The organism is Pseudomonas sp. ES3-33 (assembly GCF_000952175.1).
Taxonomy (GTDB): Bacteria; Pseudomonadota; Gammaproteobacteria; order Pseudomonadales; family Pseudomonadaceae; genus Aquipseudomonas; species Aquipseudomonas gregormendelii.
The window spans coordinates 69,066-86,185 of sequence record NZ_JZRI01000124.1; the positions used below are offsets into that span (position 1 = coordinate 69,066).

Here is a 17,120-nt window from a genome sequence, read left to right on the forward strand (position 1 = left end):
AACGGTTTCCAGGAGTGCGCCCTATTGTTCTCGTCGGTAAAGGTCGGCTAACGGCAACATTGCGGCTCTCTCGCTTGATCCAACGATTTTGTATGCCTCTCGTTTCGTCAACGGCTTTGATCTGTCCTCCCGCGAACCTTGCATAGGTATAGGGGGGAGGCCTATCATGCGACCCTATATAGGTAGGGGGGGTATAGCGTGGGTCATATCGCATCACACAAAGACGATCTTCTTAAACGTGTAAAACGTATTGCCGGGCAAATTCAAGCTGTTGAACGAGCATTGGAATCGGACTTCGACTGCGCCAAGACACTACATCTTGTTGCGGCCACTCGGGGTGCCATCAACGGGCTGATGGAGGAGATCATCGAGGATCACGCACGAGCACATGTCGCGAACCCCGCGCTCAGCGAAGAAGAGCGTAACAAGGGCGTCGAAGAGCTTCTTGAAGCTATCCGCCGGTACTCCAAGTGAATGCATCCAGGTAAACACGTATGAGCAGGACCGACATCGATTACACACACGACCACGTGTTTCTAGGCTCAGCGCACGATGAGAATGCCAAGCGTACGCTTTGGGTTGTAGCACTCACGGTGGTAATGATGATCGGGGAGATCACCGCCGGCTATATCACGGGTTCGATGGCGTTACTGGCCGATGGCTTCCACATGGCAACCCATGCCGGCGCATTGGGCATCGCGGCGGCCGCTTACGGATACGCAAAACGCCACGCTACCAGCCAGCGCTACAGTTTCGGTACAGGAAAGGTTGGAGACTTGGGCGGGTTCGCCTCGGCGCTGATTCTTGGCATGATTTCGTTGGGCATTGGCGTTGAATCGTTCATGCGTTTGTTGCAGCCAACACCGGTTCAGTTTGGCACCGCGACCCTCATCGCCGTTGTCGGTTTGCTCGTCAACATTGTCAGTGCCCTGCTGCTGGGTCATGGGCATGGGCATGGGCATGGACATGGACATGGGCACGACCACGATCACCCTCATGCCCACAACGGAAACGACAACAACTTGAGGTCCGCCTATGTCCACGTCGTTGCAGACGCGCTGACGTCGATTCTGGCCATCGCTGCCTTGCTTGCCGGTCGATATCTGGGTTGGGTGTGGCTCGACCCGGTCATGGGTATCGTCGGCGCTATCGTTATCGCGCGTTGGGCCTGGACCTTGATGGGGGTAACTGCGGGCGTGTTGCTCGATCAGACCGACGCGCACGTTGCCGAGGAAATCCGCGAACTCGTTGAGAAACCTGGTGGCGCTACCATTACAGACTTGCACGTTTGGAGGGTGGGACCTCAAGCGTGCGCGGCGATCGTCAGCGTTCTAGGTGAAGCCACTGTGAACGCCGAGAGCATTCGTGAGCGTCTCAAAACAGTTCACGAAGTCAGCCACCTGACCGTCGAGTTCCGGCAGACATGACTCAGCGCCTGTCCAGCACAACCTCTATAGGACACACCGATGCCGCCCGGTAAACGTGAACTGGCTCGGATCGAGCGCCAGTTGATCGTCACGCTCACCGACGCGTGCGAAACAGCAAAGGACGAGATAAAGGGGTTTATTTGGCTCACTCACACCGCTGACCTAAGTGCGTTGGCTGAAACCCTGAAGGTCATCTGGGTGTTCGAAACCCTGGCTGACAGGAAGCGGGCCGAGATTGACGCGAAGGCCCGCATCTTTGAGTTGACGGCGATCGCCTTGAAAGAGGCCAATCTTGACCTGCCTGTTTCAGACCGCAATGTCCGCTTTGACTCGGAGCAAGAGTGCCAACGCACGCACATAGGCGACTGGAAACGTCGCGTGGCTCAACTACATAAAGCTAAGGGGGACTGACCATGGCAAAAGAAATCGAGAATCCTTGTATCTCGGTTTGCCAACTCAGTGGTGATCTGTGTGTGAGCTGCGGGCGGAATAAGGAAGACATCAGAAAGTGGAAGCGCATGAAGCGGCCCGAAAAAATGGCCGCTGTGCAAAGGGCGAATGCGCGCTTAAAGGGATTGAAGAAAGCACATGGATCGCCATTCCCCCCGAGTTAAAACCGCTGCAATTTTGAAGGTCAGTCAACTCGGGTATTCCTCAGCCTCAATGCATTGAAAACTACCGACGCGGAACTGACGCTCATGGCTATGGCAGCGATCATTGGCGACAGGAGGTGCCCCGTCAATGGATAGAGCAAACCAGCGGCAAGAGGTATACCCATTGAGTTGTAGAGAAAAGCAAAGCCCAAATTCTGGCGCATGTTTTTAACTGTGGCGACCGAAAGAGCTCGTGCTCGTAAGATCCCCATCAGGTCACCTTTGACCAGCGTGAGTTGCGCGCTATTCATCGCCACGTCAGTCCCCGTTCCCATGGCTATCCCCACATCTGCTCGCGCCAGGGCCGGAGCATCGTTGATACCGTCACCTGCCATGGCCACTTTTCGCCCGTGTTGCTGTAGGTCTGCCACCAGACGTTCCTTGTCTTGGGGTTTGACTTCACCGTGGACCTCTTCAATCCCCATCTCCCTGGCGACAGCCCGAGCGGTAGTAAGCCCGTCCCCAGTAGCCATGATGATTTTCACGTTGTGAGCCTTAAGCTTGGTGACGGCCTCTTTTGAGGTTGGCTTGATCGGATCTGATACGGCCAACAAACCTGCCAATGCGCCGTCGACGGCGAGGTAGATAATACTGATGCCGTCAAGTCGCAACACCTCAGCGCGCTCTTGTAGGGAGTTGGTGCTCACGCCTGCGGCTTCCATCAACGCTGTGTTCCCCAGCTGGAGCTTCTTGCCATCGACAACGCCACTGACGCCGATACCCGAATCCGACTCAAAGGATTCGGGCTTGGTGAGCTTTATGTTCTCGGCTCGGGCGTGATCGACGATCGCATGTGCTAAAGGATGCTCACTGCCCTGATCAAGGCTGGCAGCCAGGTGAAGGACGTCGTCGGGATTGAAGGTGGGAGTGGCCTCCACGCTGTGAAACACGGGCCGTCCCTCTGTCAGGGTGCCTGTCTTGTCGACAATCAGCGTGTCGATTCTGCAAAGGCTTTCAATTGCACTGGCATCTCTGAACAAAACACCCATGCTGGCTGCTTTACCTGTCGACACCATGATCGACATAGGCGTAGCAAGTCCCAACGCACAGGGACAAGCGATGATCAGCACGGCGACAGCGTTGATTAGACCAAACACCCAACTGGGCTCAGGGCCGAAAAGCCCCCAACCGATAAATGTCATTATCGCAATCGCGATAACACCCATCACGAAGTAGCCGGCAATCGAGTCGGCCATTCGTTGCATCGGCGCCTTGGAACGCTGAGCTCTCGCGACCATCTGTACGATCTGGGACAGCATGGTTTCGGCACCGACCTTCTGGGCCTCCATCACCAGGCTCCCATGCGTATTCAGCGTGGCGCCGATCAGGCTATCTCCAGCTTTCTTCATTACCGGGACTGGCTCGCCAGTGAGCATCGACTCATCCACCGCACTTTCACCCTCAAGTACCGAACCATCAACTGGCACCTTTTCACCCGGTCTGACCCGTAAGTGGTCTCCCAGGTGCACATGTGTGAGAGGAATGTCTTCCTCCTGGCCATCGGCATTGATCCGGCGTGCAGTTTTGGGCGAAAGGCCGAGAAGAGACTTAATGGCGGCGGAAGTTTGTGATCGGGCTTTGAGCTCAAGGATCTGGCCAAGCAACGTGAGCGAGATGATGACCGCTGCCGCTTCGAAGTAAACGCCGATACGTCCATCTTGCATGAAATTGGAGGGAAAACTTTGGGGGAAGAGCGTTGCTATGACGCTGTACAGATAAGCTGCGGCGGTGCCCAACCCAATCAGAGTCCACATGTTGGGACTGCGATTTTTAACCGAGGCCAGTCCCCTTACAAAAAAAGGCCATCCTGCCCATAAGGTCACGGGTGTCGCCAGAGCGAACTCGATCCAGTTTTGAGCCGAACCATGAAGAAGTTGTAACGAGTGACCCGCCATCGCGAGCACGGTTACGACCACGGTTAAGGGCAGCGACCACCAGAAGCGGCGATTGAAATCCCGGAGTTCAGGATTTTCTTCTTCATCAAGCGCCGGCATGACAGGCTCTAGTGCCATGCCACATTTAGGACAGTTACCGGGGCCGGTCTGCCGTATTTCAGGATGCATCGGGCACGTAAATTCAGTGCCCGTTTGTACCGCAGACTCCGGCGTTGTGCTGCCTGACTCGTTGCGCACCACGTGGCCACTGTAGCGCTCAGGGTCCGCTCGAAACTTCTCCTGACATTTCAGGCTACAGAACCGATACGTCTGTCCTTGGTAAGTCTCAGCAAATTTACTCGACGAAGTGACTGCCATTCCACACACCGGGTCATGTAGATCAGCATCATCCCGGGAAGCAGCATGGGTGTGATTATGGTCGTGATGGCCAGAGGTGGTAGGCATGTCTATTCCCCTTGTAAGGTGCTACTAGAAATGAGCATATTCAGTACAACGCTGATTTGCGGCTCCACAGTGGTGCGGTGATGTTTCCGCACGGACCCCGGCTGAGAAGCGTTGCTATGTTACTTGCGACTTAGCGTAGCCAACTCTTGCGTCGGGCCGGCAGAAACAGCCGACTCCGGTTTATTTCAGATCAAATTCGCCGACCATTCCCGATTGGTAATGCCCCGGCACGTTGCAGGCAAACTGAAGCCCTGCACTGTCGTTGAAGGTCCAGATCAGCTCTTGGGTTGAGCCAGGCTCAATCAGGACACTGTTAGGGTCGTCATGCTCCATTGCGACCATCTTCATTCCGCCCATGCCGTGGCTCATGCCGCTCATCTTCCCGGTACCGGTAGGGCTTAATGTTCCGTTCTTGAACATGCTTGCCATTTCTTTCTGGTGTGCTGCATGAGCAGCGGCTTTGCCGATGTTGAACTCATGCAGCAGCGAACCCTCGTTGCGAAGGACAAAGCGGATTGTTTCACCAGGTTTTACGTCGATGCTTTTAGGCTTGAAAAAAATGTCGCCCATCTCGACCTCTACAGTGCGGGTAACGTCAGAGGCCACACCAGGCTGGCCTATGTCGTCTTGTCCATGCCCAGCATTAGCCATAGCCGTAGCAGCGAAAAAAAGGGTCATTGCTGCGATGAACGGGGTAGCGAGCGTAGTTTTCATGGTGACCTCAGGAATACGTGGGAACATTGGCTATGCTAATGATGCTCAGCTGCCAGCTAACTGACTTGGGCATTACTTCTTTGTCAGTTTTCTAAATAGATACGGCGTCCAATTGACGCCGCAACAAGATGCTGACAAGTACTTATCCTGGGGGCGTTTATTGATGGTTTTCTGAAAGCATCAATTTGTGCTCGCGCTGCATCTGGCGCAAAACGTCGTCAACAATTTTGTCGTGCTTCTCCATCCAGGCTAGATGCTGTTGGGGTGACATTGAGGCATCTGGGTGATCGTTGTGGAGCTGGCTCATGATGTCGCCAAGCATCTTCATGTGTTCTGCCATGTGGACGTGACGCTCTCCTTCAGGGGCTTGTTCAGCTTTCATCAACGTGGCCTCGGCCTTGTCGCGCAAACCTTCCATACGCTCAATCACACGATCTCCGCCGCTTTCAGCCCACACAGAAGCCGAGACCAGTATCGAGCTTACAAAAAACAGCATTTTCAGGTGGTTCATCGGGGTAGCTCCTCATGAGGGAATCCGACTTCCATACGATTCATCGCTCAGAGGTCGGTCGAGCACCAATGAAGTGCTCATGTCTGAACCCTAGCCAGCACTCGCTGACATCTACCTGAAGCCAAGATTACTTTTCTGTCAGTTGCTGGTTGGCTGCCAGTTTTCGTTGCAGACTCCGCTTAACCTTTATCTGAGAACGACCTCATGAGACTTCTTGTCGCTGAAGACGAACCAAAAATAGGTATCTATTTGCAGCAAGGGCTCAACGAGGCCGGGTTCAATGTCGACCGTTTCACGAATGGAAAAGAGGCGCTTCAGCACGCTTTGAGCGAAGCCTATGATCTGCTGATTCTCGACGTCATGATGCCGGGTTTGGATGGCTGGGAAGTCCTGCAGAAGGTGCGCGCTTCCGGGAAAGACGTCCCGGTGCTTTTTCTCACCGCCAGAGACCGCGTTGAAGACCGAGTGAAGGGACTTGAACTCGGTGCGGATGACTATCTGATCAAACCCTTCGCGTTTTCTGAATTGCTTGCTCGAGTCAGAACGCTGCTGCGTCGCGGTAGCAGCGCACCTTCGCAAACCTTTATGAAACTGGCTGACCTTGAAGTGGACCTGCTCAAGCGTCGAGCCATCCGAGGAGGCAAACGCATAGACCTTACGGCCAAAGAGTTCGCGTTGCTTGAGCTTCTGCTGCGTCGTCGAGGGGAGGTGCTGCCAAAGTCTCTTATCGCCTCCCAGGTTTGGGATATGAACTTCGACAGCGATACCAACGTTATCGAGGTTGCAGTGAGACGGCTCAGGGCCAAGATAGACGACGATTTTGAGGTCAAGTTGATTCATACCTCAAGGGGAATGGGTTACATGCTCGATGCACCAGATTCGGAGTCGTGATGAACCGGATGTCCCTGACGACTCGTATGAGTCTGATGTTTATGCTCGCGGTAACGGCCGTGCTCACGGTCGCCGGACTCAGTTTCAATAACCTCAGCCGGCATCATTTCAAGATGCTGGATCAGCAGGCATTGTACGAAAAACTCCACTCGACCCAGCGGATCTTGTCCGGGCTGAGCAACATCGATCAATTCAGCGAGGCTAAACCGGAGTTAGAAGCGCTGCTGGGCGCACACCGTGATTTGACTGCGCTTATCATCGATGGCGACGGCAAGGTGCTGTTTGCGGATCCCGGCCCGGTCGACGTTCCGAAGGCGTTTCGAACAACCACAAACACAACCGTCTGGGAATGGCGGGAGCAAGAGCAGATGTTCCGTGGTGTGACTGCGCAATCCGTAGTGACGGGACAAGAAAGGCCATTAACTGTCATGTTGATTTTTGACGTTACGCAGCATATGTCCTTTTTCGAGACGCTCGAACGATGGTTTTGGATAGGGTTGGTGATCAGCGCATTGGTCAGTGCTGCACTCGGCTGGATGGTAGCTAGCAGTGGCATGCGGCCTATCCGCCAGGTCACATGGGTTGCTGCCTCCATGTCAGCAAAATCACTCAAGGAGCGTATTCCCCTGGCACCCGTTCCGAAAGAGCTTCAACAGATGGTGTTGTCGTTCAACGCCATGTTATCCAGGCTCGACGATGCATTTGTCCGGTTATCCAACTTTTCGGCAGACATTGCCCACGAACTACGGACCCCCGTGAGCAACTTGATGACCCACACTGAAGTGGTGCTTTCGAGAAAAAGAAACATCGAGGACTACGAAGACAATTTGTACTCCAATCTTGATGACTTGAAGCGCATGAGCCGGATGATTGATGACATGCTTTTTCTGGCGAAATCTGACAATGGTCTAATTACGCACGAGAGCAAGCCAATAGACCTGGTGGCTGTCGTGGAAAAATTGCTTGAGTACTACCGCCTGTTGGCTGATGAACGAGGGATCGAGCTCAAGGTTTCAGGACGGGGGAGCGTGCGAGGTGATGTTCTTATGCTCCACCGAGCGATTTCCAATCTGCTCTCAAATGCGCTGCGCTACACCTATGAAGGGACGTCAATCAGTGTCGATATTCAGCACAAGGATGCGTCGGTAACGGTTGTCGTGGAAAACTATGGTGAGCCCATTGCCCCCGAACACCTTGAAAAGCTGTTTGATCGTTTTTATCGCGTGGACCCAGCGCGGCGAGAAGGAAGTCCGAGCAACGCAGGGCTAGGTCTGTCAATTACCCGATCAATTGTCGAAGCGCACAATGGCAAGATCTGGTGTACGTCAGGCGACGGGAAAACGGCTTTTCATCTTGAGTTTCCGGCCGTCGATTCCACGGTTAGCTGAGCGACAAAACATTGGGACCAACGACGTCTTGGCGTTCTGCGTTTGCTACGCCTCTGCGGATTTTTCAAAGTGATTGAGCTCCCCTGTCCTGCGGTACGCCGTGTCTTTTCCAGGTCTTGCTACGCTCAACGATTAGATGCCAAACATCGGATCAAGCTGACTGAAATGTAATCGAACAGTTTGTGATCGTGTGGCATCGTGTTCTCGCACTGTGACGTTAGGGCTAGCGAGTTTCTCCTGTTCAACCTGGCGAAGAGGACGGGGGCTCCAAGTTAATCAACAGTGGTTTTTAAAGAAATTAAAAACTAGTTCCTCCCAAAAAACCTCGAATCAACAGCGCTTGCTGTGAGGAGTCTTGCATGTCATTCCTTAAAACTACGTCCGTGGCTGTTGCAATCACTGCTGGTTTGCTTCTGAGTGCAGTGGCCCAGGCACATCCAAAACTACTTTCTTCCACTCCGGCAGAAGGCTCGGATGCGGCGGCTCCGTCGAAAATCGAACTGCATTTTTCTGAGAATCTCACCACTCAGTTCTCCGGTGCAAAGCTGATCATGACCGACATGCCAGGCATGCCTAACTCACCCATGGGTGTAAAGGCCGCCGTCGCTGCTGGTGGTGATCCGAAAACCATGGTGATTACGCCGGCTGCACCGCTGACCACCGGCACCTACAAAGTTGAATGGCGTGCAGTGTCTTCGGACACCCACCCGATCACCGGCAACTTTTCATTCAAAGTGAAATAATCCATGAGCGACTCATTAAATATCGTGGTTCGCTTTGCTCTCTATTTTGACCTGATGTTGTTATTTGGACTGGCCATATTTGGCTTGTACAGCCTCAGGGGAAAGGAAAGGGTATCGGGCACGGTCTTGAACTTTGAGTCGCTTCTCTACGGTACTTCTGTTGCAGGTGTAGTTCTGTCCCTTGCTGCGATGTTGTTGCTTGCAAAAGCAATGAGCGGTGTATCGGAGCTTATGGAGCTACATCACCACATTTTTGAAATGGTCATCATGGGCACCGACGTTGGGCTGACCTGGATGGTTCGGATAGCCGCCTTGGTGGGGGCAATTCTGGGCGTCGCGTTGAATAAACGATATCCGACACCCAGCCTCTGGATCGTCACCGTCTGTGGAGCAATCGCGTTGGCCACGCTAGCCTGGACGGGGCATGGTGCCATGGACGAAGGCAGCCGCCGCTACTGGCATTTTCTCAGCGACATTTTCCATTTATTAGCGGCAGGTGGCTGGTTGGGTGCTCTAGCGGCCTTCGCTCTACTGCTACGGTTGAAATCGCTGAAGGGTGAGGAGGAAGCACGTATTCTTGCCCGCGTGCTGACTGGCTTTGAGTCGGCCGGCGGTGTGATTGTTGCGATCATAAGCGTTACGGGAGTAGTAAATTACCTTTTCATCGTCGGTCCCAACCTTGATGAGGTCATGCTCAGTACCTATGGCCAGTTGCTGTTTTTGAAGATCCTGCTCTTTGCCGGGATGATCGTTTTAGCGACGCTGAACCGCTTTCACTTAAGCCCGCTATTGGAGCGCTCGGTTCGCAATGGTCAATACTCTGTAGCGGTCAATGCCTTGCGCCGCAGCATGAAATTCGAATTCCTGATGGCAATCCTCATCATCTGTCTTGTCGCATGGTTAGGCACGCTAAGTCCTGAAATGGAAATGAGCGCGCAATAGAGGTTTCTGGCAGCTAACCCAGAAGCCTGGAGCGTGATTGTTAGCACCATTTCTACTGGCTACACTTCAGCCCATGACACGCTGTCTACGGCTTTGCCTGATTTTCCTGATTAGCCTGGCGCTTCCCCTCAGCGGGATGGCGGGTGTTCAAGCGCCGGAGAGCCATGTCCAATGAAACCCTTGGATGGCGGATGACAACATGGGCCAACGCTGCCGCCGTGACATGAAGTCCCCCGAACTCGGTGAACCCCGTAAGCCGAGCAAGGGTGCAAAACAGGCGGTAAGCTGCACATTTCAAAGCGGCAATGAATTTACCCTGTCGCACGGTTAAGCACTTTGCGTCAGAAATTTAATAAGCACGGAGGTGTCGGTGGTTCAATAATGATAACTGAGCACGGTTAACTTAGAGCTATTACCATCGATTTTCCCACATGTCGCCGCATGCGGTTTTAATGGGATGGCAAAATTGCGAACCACAGGACAATCCTAAGGCACGCATCCTGAAATAAACCAAGATAGCGGACTTTATTGCACAATGACGATTCTCACCTCGTACAATCTCTACGCACATGGAGTCTTTTGCCGCGTTAACTACGATTCGACAATGATTCAATGATGCGACATTGCTCTATAACACCACCGTGGCAGCAAACACTCAGTCGTGTCAGTTCGGCTTCTAAACCTCGTAAGTCCTGAATACGGATTCGAACTTGTTGGAGTTGCCCTTGCACTTTCGCATCCACAGCGGCGCAGGAAGCGTCGCGTCGGTCAGCCAGGCCGAGTAGATCGCGAATGTCATCGACGCTGAACCCAAGCGCGCGGCTGCGACGGATAAACAGCAGCCGGTTGCGCTCTTCATCTGTGTAAAAGCGATAACCCGACGGTGATCTTCCAGCAGAAGGCAGCAGCCCTGACTGCTCGTAATAGCGGATGGTTACGGCTTTGGTATCGGTCAGCTTCGCCAAGGCACCGATCGTGTACGTGGGCGCATTCATTTCTCTTGACCCTATAGTTGCTGGAATCCTCATTCTACTCGCGTCAGGCAACAAGCAAATCCTTGCTCACCGTTCTACCGATCGCCAGGCCTCTGATCGATGAAAACCCTCCCCGCCGATCTCTTCAACTCGAGTTTGGACGCTTTGCTCTGCACATGGCTGCTTACCTTCGTAGCAGAGCTTCTGTGCTGCTCGTCGGCCGCCGCATAGGGCAAGTGCCCTGTGTGCTTTGCTGTGAGGACGGGATGCCGCCTGATATTAGCGTCACGAAATAGGACGCCGTTGATGCCAACACCGTAGGCGCGAGGGGAAGCAGCATTTCCTATCTACTACCGGCCACTTACTCACTGTGATCACGTTGAACATGAATGGTCGCTGGTGGATGCCTTAAGGCATCGAAGAATCTCTTGACCTTATAGGGGCTATAAGGTGTTCACTCTCGCCATGAAAAGCGGAGAGCGTTCTCATGAAAAACTGTTGCGGTGACGAGCAAGCACCAAAAAAGCCAGCGGGCGTGGACGTTTTTGACCCTGTCGCATCCGGGAGCTGCTGTGCGACTTCCGCAACATCGGGTGAAGACGAAACCGATCGAGATCGAACTACCAGTTGCTGTTCTTCTAAGACCTCGGACGTGAATCCTGCGCTTTCAACAACCAAAAGTGCGGATGGCTGCTCTGCTGGAGGCAACGGCGGAAAGACAAGCTGCTCCACTTCATCTCCGACATCTTCTCAATATCCACCTACCGAACCGAACGAGCCCACCACCTCGGTTGTTACCGATGCATGTTGCTCTGCATCTGGAACGGATGGCCCAAGCGCGTGCGCATCCAAAGTGTCATCAGCCGTTGTCAACGACACGGCTCGCTTGAGTCGTTTCCGGATTGGGCAAATGTGCTGTCCTACCGAGCAGGCGATGATTGAGGGCAAGCTTGCAAAGATGCCTGGAATTCAGAAATTGGAATTCAACATGATGAACCGTACTCTAGGTGTCTGGCACGAATTGCCACATACCCTGGGAATCGAAGCGGCCGTGTCATCGCTTGGTATGCAGGCGGAACCGTTGAATGGCGCGGTCGACGTACCAGGCGCGGATAAGCAGCAAAGCCAGTTTGAAGCTGAATCACTGCGCAAAAGCACCTGGTGGCCGTTAGCGCTGTCTGGTATTGCTGCGGTAGGCGCGGAAATTTTGCATTTCACCCAGGCAGCCCCCGAATGGGTGATTGCTGCTGTAGCTTTAATCTCGGTAGCACTCTGCGGGCCCGCGACTTACAAGAAAGGTTGGATCTCTCTCAAAAATTTCAATCTCAACATAAACGCGTTGATGAGCATTGCGGTGACGGGAGCGGTCCTGATTGGGCAGTGGCCAGAAGCGGCGATGGTCATGTTTTTATTTACTGTTGCCGAATTGGTTGAGGCCAAGTCGTTGGATCGTGCACGCAATGCGATCAAAGGACTGATGGACTTGACCCCAAATCATGCAACGGTGCGCCAGGCAGACGGCAGTTGGCTGGACGTAGATGTCAAAACCGTCCAGATCAGCTCCTTGGTTCGAGTTCGCCCCGGCGAGCGCATTGGTCTGGATGGCAACGTGATCTCCGGCAACTCTACCGTAAACCAAGCCCCTATCACCGGGGAAAGCTTGCCCATCGAGAAAGCTGTCGGTGACCCTGTTTATGCCGGCTCGATCAATGAGTCCGGTTCCTTCGAGTACCGCGTGACGGCTGAGGCCAGCAATACGACACTGGCCCGGATTATTCATGCTGTGGAGGAAGCCCAAGGTTCACGCGCCCCGATCCAGCGGGTCGTCGATAAGTTCGCCAAGGTTTATACGCCATCGGTGTTTTTCTTCGCCCTTGCCGTTGCGATATTCCCGCCCCTGTTTATGGCCGGATTATGGGCTGACTGGATTTATCGGGCGCTGGTGCTTCTGGTAGTCGCTTGCCCTTGCGCACTGGTGATTTCGACCCCGGTGACCATTGTAAGCGGCCTCGCGGCAGCGGCGCGAAAAGGCATTTTAATCAAGGGCGGGGCGTACCTGGAAAGCGGTCGCAAGATCACCCATCTGGCCTTGGATAAAACTGGGACCATTACCCATGGCAAGCCCGTACAGACCGATTTCCTGCCTCTAGCTGATGGATTATCTAGAGATTATCGCATTGCCGCCGCGAGCCTTGCCCAACGTTCGGATCATCCGGTTTCGCGGGCTATTGCCAAACAAACGGCCCAGCAATCGCTGCGGTTGCTGGAAGTGGATAACTTCGAAGCGCTGCTGGGCCGAGGGGTCCGCGGCGAGATCGAGGGTAAGCGCTACCAGTTGGGTAACCATCGTTTGTTGGAGGAGTTGGGGTTCTGCTCACCTAATACCGAAGCCGCCCTGGGCCACCTTGAGCGGCAAGGGAAAACTGTAGTCATTCTGTCCGATGACAAACGGGCGCTGGCGTTGTTTGCAGTCGCCGATACGGTAAAAGCCACCAGCCGAGCCGCAATCGAGGAGCTTCACGCGTTAGGTGTGAAGACTGTGATGTTGACAGGGGACAACCCACATACCGCGCTGGCAATTGCCGCGCAGGTAAACATTGACGAGGCCAAGGGCAATCTCCTACCGATCGATAAGCTCAAAGCCATCGAAGCCTTGATCGATCATAAAGGCACCGTCGGCATGGTCGGTGACGGAATAAACGATGCCCCTGCGCTTGCTCGGGCTGATGTGGGCTTCGCGATGGGGGCAGCTGGCACCGATACGGCGATCGAGACTGCTGACGTAGCAATCATGGATGATGATTTGCGCAAGATTCCTGCCTTCATTCGTCTCTCCCGCCAGACCGGAGCAGTACTTACGCAAAACATTGCGCTCGCGCTGGGCGTTAAAGCCATCTTCCTAGCCGTTACGCTCACTGGTCACGCTACGATGTGGATGGCGGTATTCGCGGATATGGGGGTAAGCCTGTTGGTAGTACTGAATGGCCTGCGCTTGCTGCGCAAATGATACGGACACGATGCCTGCTTTGCTGTTCCAAGACCTGGATCCCAGTGGGTGATACCGCACGAGCAAGAGTCAGTGCTTTTCAAAAAATACCAGTTTCAGATGTACTGGAACGGTTACTACGGAATAGCCAATGAACGGTTTCCCAATGACAGCTCGTGTACAGCCGCCTACTTTGTGGTGGGGAATTGCAGCGGTCCTGGCGTTGATCGATCAAAGTCTAAAGCTTGGCGTCGAGCACCTTTATGAGCTGGGCTCATCGGTCGCCGTAGGCTCATTTTTCAACATAGTGCATGCACGCAATACCGGCGCCGCGTTCAGCTTCTTGGCTGACGCTGGAGGCTGGCAGCGTTACCTTTTCGTTGTTGTTGCGCTAGCCGTAGCATTGACGCTCGTCGCGATCCTTCAACGGGAACGTCACTGGAGCGAAGCCTTGGGCTATTGTCTCGTTTTGGGTGGGGCTGTTGGCAATCTTATCGACCGTTCTTTGCGAGGCTTTGTCGTGGACTATCTGGATTTTCACTATCAAGGCTGGCACTGGCCCGCGTTTAATCTCGCAGATATATGTATTGTCAGCGGCGCATCGTTTTTATTGGTCATAAGCGTGATTAGCCCCGCGTCGCCAAGCAAACGTTGACGATGGAGCGCCACCTTCCAGTACGTGTCCTAAGGTGGTCTGGTCGCGCATGGCTAACGCCTGGGTTAGCGGTTTTTGCTGGGCATGCTGGTCATCAAGATTGGCATCAGCATCAGGCTCACCAAATAGCTATAGGTATCGACGTGCCTGTAACAGTGGAATGCCTGCCGCGTCAGCACACCGAGTTTGCAGTGTTTATTCCAGCCGGTGTTCGGCATCGAATCAGCGGAGCCCTCATCGTTTCAATCTACTTGGACGTCTTGGCAGAAGAGGGCCAGGTTTTGCCGAAGACCATGACGCCGATTCCGATCAATATCGCCCCGGCTGACGCCGCACTAATTGCTGACTCCTTGAAGGCAGGCGCGGGAGACACTCGGTCCGCAGTGCGAAAAGCCCTACAGATAACCGATGCACCTCCAGTCGCCGATCCTCGCCTGGCAATAGTCAGCACGGCCATTTACCAGGGCATGGTACGACGTGAAGAGTTGGCAGCACTGGTACACCTGTCCCCAACTCGATTCTCGCATTGGTTCGTGGAACAAACCGGTTTGCCGCTGCGTAGCTATGCTAAATGGCTACGACTGACCCAAGCTGTTCGACATCTGGCATCCGGAGAACCTATAACCACCGCTGCGCACGCGTCAGGCTTCTCCGACTCAGCCCACTTTTCCAGAACCTTTCGCTCGCTGTTGGGTATAGATCCCTCATCGGCGCTCGCCGAAGTGAGCTTGCATTAAGCGACTAGGTTAGAGGCTTGCGGCCTTAGCTACAGGCCGCTCGCCGATTGGAATAGTTAAGCTTTTAGAGCCAGGATTCGACGTGCGCCGTTCAAAACGATCAGGCCAACGACCGTACCAATCACCAAGTCTGGGTACGGAGACCCTGTCCAAGCGACCAATGCTCCTGCAGCGATTACGCCAACGTTCGCAATCACATCGTTGGCTGAGAAAATCCAACTCGCTTTCATGTGTGCTCCTCCTTCGCGGTGGCTGTAGATCAGCCACAGGCAAGTGACGTTTGCCACCAGCGCGACGGCGCCTATCCCCATCATCAGCATCGATTCAGGTTCACTGCCATAGAGAAAGCGTCGAGCAACTTCCAAAAGCACACCCAAAGCTAGAATGATCTGAAACATACCTGCCAGGTGTGCTGCACGTACTTGCATTCCCGCGCTGCGGCCGACCGCAAAGAGGGCCAGCCCGTAAACGGCCGCATCAGCAAACATGTCCAGCGAGTCGGCAATCAGCCCCGTCGATTGGGCAATCAGGCCAGCACTCATTTCGGCGAGAAACATTGCACCATTGATGCCGAGCAATATTTTTAATGTGCTGGCTTCCTTTGAAGCGTTTTGCTCTTCATTGGCACTGTTGGCTGATACGGACTCTGGGCTGATGGGCTGCGTATCTAATAGCCTTGCCCCCAAGCCAAGTGACTCCAACTTGGTAGCGATCTGCTCTACGGCCCCTTCGTGAAAAACACTCACCTGTCTACCGGATAGGTCAAAAGAAAGTGAAGCTATTTCCTGCAAGCCATTCAGCGCGAGTCTGATCATCCGTTCTTCGGAAGGACAGTCCATTTTTGGTACTGAAAATTTGCTGATCCATGTCCCTTCATTTAATGGCTTAGCTGCTGCTTCTGGGCCTGCTGAAGCCGGGCCACAGCCACAGGATTTGTCACACGAACTCATGGGGCCGCTCCTCTAAATACACTTGATCCTGTCGATTACAAACCTTCTAGCCGCTATAAGGTCAAGCGAGGATATTCATCATTCGATTGTAGCTCTTTCGTTCAATCCAAACGCCAGCCTGTGACTTATCGTCTTCGCTTCCTAAAAGGAGGTGAGCGATGATCATTATTTTCCGATACGTCATACGTTGGATGAGCTATCCGCTCATATTTGGTGGCACCGCTGCGTTCATGGTTTGGGCGCTTTACACCGGGATTCCGCCATGGCCCACAACACTCCTGATCGCTATTGTGAGCTTGTTCACGATCGCCGCGCTGGAGCAATTCCAACCCTTTCGTCAATCCTGGCTCGAAGATCATCAAGACACCTCGACCGATTTATTGCATATGCTGGTCAACCTTTCTGTCATTCAGTTCACTGCTGAAGTCCTCGCCAAGCTTGGCGATGCGGTGCCGGCATCAGTTCGCCTTTTTCCCAGCGAGAGTCCCCTCTGGTTACAGCTGGTTCTGGTCGCAACCGTCCTCGATTTAAGCCTGTATGTCATGCATCGCATCAGCCATCGGGTGCATTGGCTGTGGCGTATGCACATGATTCATCACAGCGCTGATCGCCTTTATTGGATGAATGGGGAGCGCAGACATCCGCTGCATGCGGCGCTAATGGCCGGACCGGGGCTGGTGGTTCTGCTCGCCTCAGGTGCGCCGTCGGCCGTTATCGCGACTTGGTTCAGCATCTTGACCGTTCATTTAGCCTTCCAGCATTCGAACCTGGACTACTCGTTGGGCTGGTTACGCAACGTGATTGGAGTCGCCGAGACACATCGCTGGCACCATAAGCGAGAGTTCGAAGATGCCCAGGTCAACTTCGGAGAGTTTTTACTTATTTGGGATCACCTATTTGGAACCTTCTATGACGCAGCAAACAAGCTCGGTGATGCGCAGGTAGGGCTAAAAGAGCGAGACTTTCCAACAGGCTATCGTGCGCAGCTAATCGCGCCGTTTAGGCGCAAGCCTCAGAACCATATGATCTGAAGTTGCGTACCACGAAACGCCTATTCGCGCATTTACTGCCATGTGTTGTAGGGTAAGCGTCCAGCCAACACACCTTCCGAACTCCAGCATTAAGGGCGATGGTGTCCGCGTATTTTTAAGCGGACGCGATCGCCCTTAACGTCAGGATTTCCATGCGCGAACGAAGCTCTTACCCGAAA

At 53.8% G+C, this 17,120-nt stretch carries 17 protein-coding genes and 1 pseudogene; 13 read left to right on the plus strand and 5 right to left on the minus strand.

Annotated features, from left to right (window positions below):
• Positions 1-198 precede the first annotated feature (198 nt).
• The 4 genes from UB23_RS21210 to UB23_RS28815 are packed head-to-tail and all read left to right on the plus strand — an operon-like array spanning position 199 to position 2,041.
• Positions 199-474 (plus strand): metal/formaldehyde-sensitive transcriptional repressor, encoded by a 276-nt coding sequence (locus tag UB23_RS21210; RefSeq protein WP_019816892.1) that lies wholly within the window; start codon positions 199-201, stop codon positions 472-474.
• Positions 475-494: 20 nt separating this feature from the next.
• Positions 495-1,427 carry a CDF family Co(II)/Ni(II) efflux transporter DmeF gene (dmeF, locus tag UB23_RS21215; protein ID WP_019816891.1) on the plus strand — a complete coding sequence of 311 codons (933 nt, stop codon included), beginning with the start codon at positions 495-497 and terminating at the stop codon, positions 1,425-1,427.
• Positions 1,428-1,466: 39 nt separating this feature from the next.
• A complete protein-coding gene (locus UB23_RS21220) occupies positions 1,467-1,838 on the plus strand; it encodes a hypothetical protein (RefSeq protein WP_045061253.1) in 372 nt (123 codons plus the stop codon).
• A gap of 2 nt (positions 1,839-1,840) precedes the next feature.
• Positions 1,841-2,041, plus strand: coding sequence for a DUF1289 domain-containing protein (locus UB23_RS28815; RefSeq protein ID WP_019816980.1), 201 nt, complete (start codon positions 1,841-1,843; stop codon positions 2,039-2,041).
• 20 nt (positions 2,042-2,061) lie between these two features.
• Here the strand turns inward: UB23_RS28815 and UB23_RS21225 are convergent, their stop codons facing one another.
• The 3 genes from UB23_RS21225 to UB23_RS21235 form a co-directional block, all read right to left on the minus strand.
• Complete coding sequence (locus UB23_RS21225; protein WP_024014913.1) at positions 2,062-4,419, minus strand: heavy metal translocating P-type ATPase; 2,358 nt, start codon at positions 4,417-4,419, stop codon at positions 2,062-2,064.
• Between the two features lie 180 nt (positions 4,420-4,599).
• Complete coding sequence (locus UB23_RS21230) at positions 4,600-5,133, minus strand: cupredoxin domain-containing protein (protein WP_019816982.1); 534 nt, start codon at positions 5,131-5,133, stop codon at positions 4,600-4,602.
• 157 nt (positions 5,134-5,290) lie between these two features.
• Positions 5,291-5,644 (minus strand): co-regulatory protein PtrA N-terminal domain-containing protein, encoded by a 354-nt coding sequence (locus tag UB23_RS21235; protein ID WP_024014911.1) that lies wholly within the window; start codon positions 5,642-5,644, stop codon positions 5,291-5,293.
• Positions 5,645-5,848: 204 nt separating this feature from the next.
• On the opposite strand from UB23_RS21235, the gene UB23_RS21240 reads away from it, so the two are divergent.
• The 5 genes and pseudogenes from UB23_RS21240 to UB23_RS30880 all read left to right on the plus strand — a co-directional run.
• Entirely contained in the window at positions 5,849-6,535 is a 687-nt protein-coding gene (locus tag UB23_RS21240) for a heavy metal response regulator transcription factor (RefSeq protein WP_019816984.1), read from the plus strand.
• Entirely contained in the window at positions 6,535-7,923 is a 1,389-nt protein-coding gene (locus tag UB23_RS21245; RefSeq protein WP_019816985.1) for a heavy metal sensor histidine kinase, read from the plus strand. Before UB23_RS21240 ends, UB23_RS21245 begins: the two co-directional genes overlap by 1 nt.
• Before the next feature lie 359 nt (positions 7,924-8,282).
• Positions 8,283-8,666, plus strand: a complete 384-nt coding sequence (gene copC / locus UB23_RS21250; protein WP_024014909.1) for a copper homeostasis periplasmic binding protein CopC — start codon at positions 8,283-8,285, stop codon at positions 8,664-8,666.
• Positions 8,667-8,669: 3 nt separating this feature from the next.
• Complete coding sequence (gene copD / locus UB23_RS21255; RefSeq protein WP_019816987.1) at positions 8,670-9,608, plus strand: copper homeostasis membrane protein CopD; 939 nt, start codon at positions 8,670-8,672, stop codon at positions 9,606-9,608.
• A 73-nt stretch (positions 9,609-9,681) separates the two neighbouring features.
• Positions 9,682-9,905: pseudogene (locus tag UB23_RS30880) on the plus strand (hypothetical protein); the annotation flags it as partial.
• Positions 9,906-10,195: 290 nt separating this feature from the next.
• On the opposite strand, the gene UB23_RS28820 reads toward UB23_RS30880, so the two are convergent.
• On the minus strand, positions 10,196-10,603 hold the full coding sequence (locus tag UB23_RS28820; protein WP_019816989.1) for a MerR family transcriptional regulator: 408 nt from the start codon (positions 10,601-10,603) through the stop codon (positions 10,196-10,198).
• Between the two features lie 913 nt (positions 10,604-11,516).
• On the opposite strand from UB23_RS28820, the gene UB23_RS21265 reads away from it, so the two are divergent.
• The 3 genes from UB23_RS21265 to UB23_RS28825 all read left to right on the plus strand — a co-directional run bounded on the left by UB23_RS21265 (position 11,517) and on the right by UB23_RS28825 (position 14,960).
• Positions 11,517-13,589, plus strand: a complete 2,073-nt coding sequence (locus tag UB23_RS21265; protein WP_232392676.1) for a heavy metal translocating P-type ATPase — start codon at positions 11,517-11,519, stop codon at positions 13,587-13,589.
• Positions 13,590-13,719: 130 nt separating this feature from the next.
• Positions 13,720-14,223 (plus strand): signal peptidase II, encoded by a 504-nt coding sequence (gene lspA, locus UB23_RS21270; RefSeq protein ID WP_019816991.1) that lies wholly within the window; start codon positions 13,720-13,722, stop codon positions 14,221-14,223.
• 143 nt (positions 14,224-14,366) lie between these two features.
• Positions 14,367-14,960 carry a helix-turn-helix transcriptional regulator gene (locus tag UB23_RS28825; protein WP_225568928.1) on the plus strand — a complete coding sequence of 198 codons (594 nt, stop codon included), beginning with the start codon at positions 14,367-14,369 and terminating at the stop codon, positions 14,958-14,960.
• A gap of 56 nt (positions 14,961-15,016) precedes the next feature.
• Here the strand turns inward: UB23_RS28825 and UB23_RS21275 are convergent, their stop codons facing one another.
• A complete protein-coding gene (locus UB23_RS21275; protein ID WP_032872266.1) occupies positions 15,017-15,910 on the minus strand; it encodes a cation transporter in 894 nt (297 codons plus the stop codon).
• A gap of 158 nt (positions 15,911-16,068) precedes the next feature.
• Here UB23_RS21275 and UB23_RS21280 point away from each other — a divergent pair, with 158 nt between their 5' ends.
• Positions 16,069-16,941 (plus strand): sterol desaturase family protein, encoded by an 873-nt coding sequence (locus UB23_RS21280; protein ID WP_019816994.1) that lies wholly within the window; start codon positions 16,069-16,071, stop codon positions 16,939-16,941.
• Positions 16,942-17,120 lie beyond the last annotated feature (179 nt).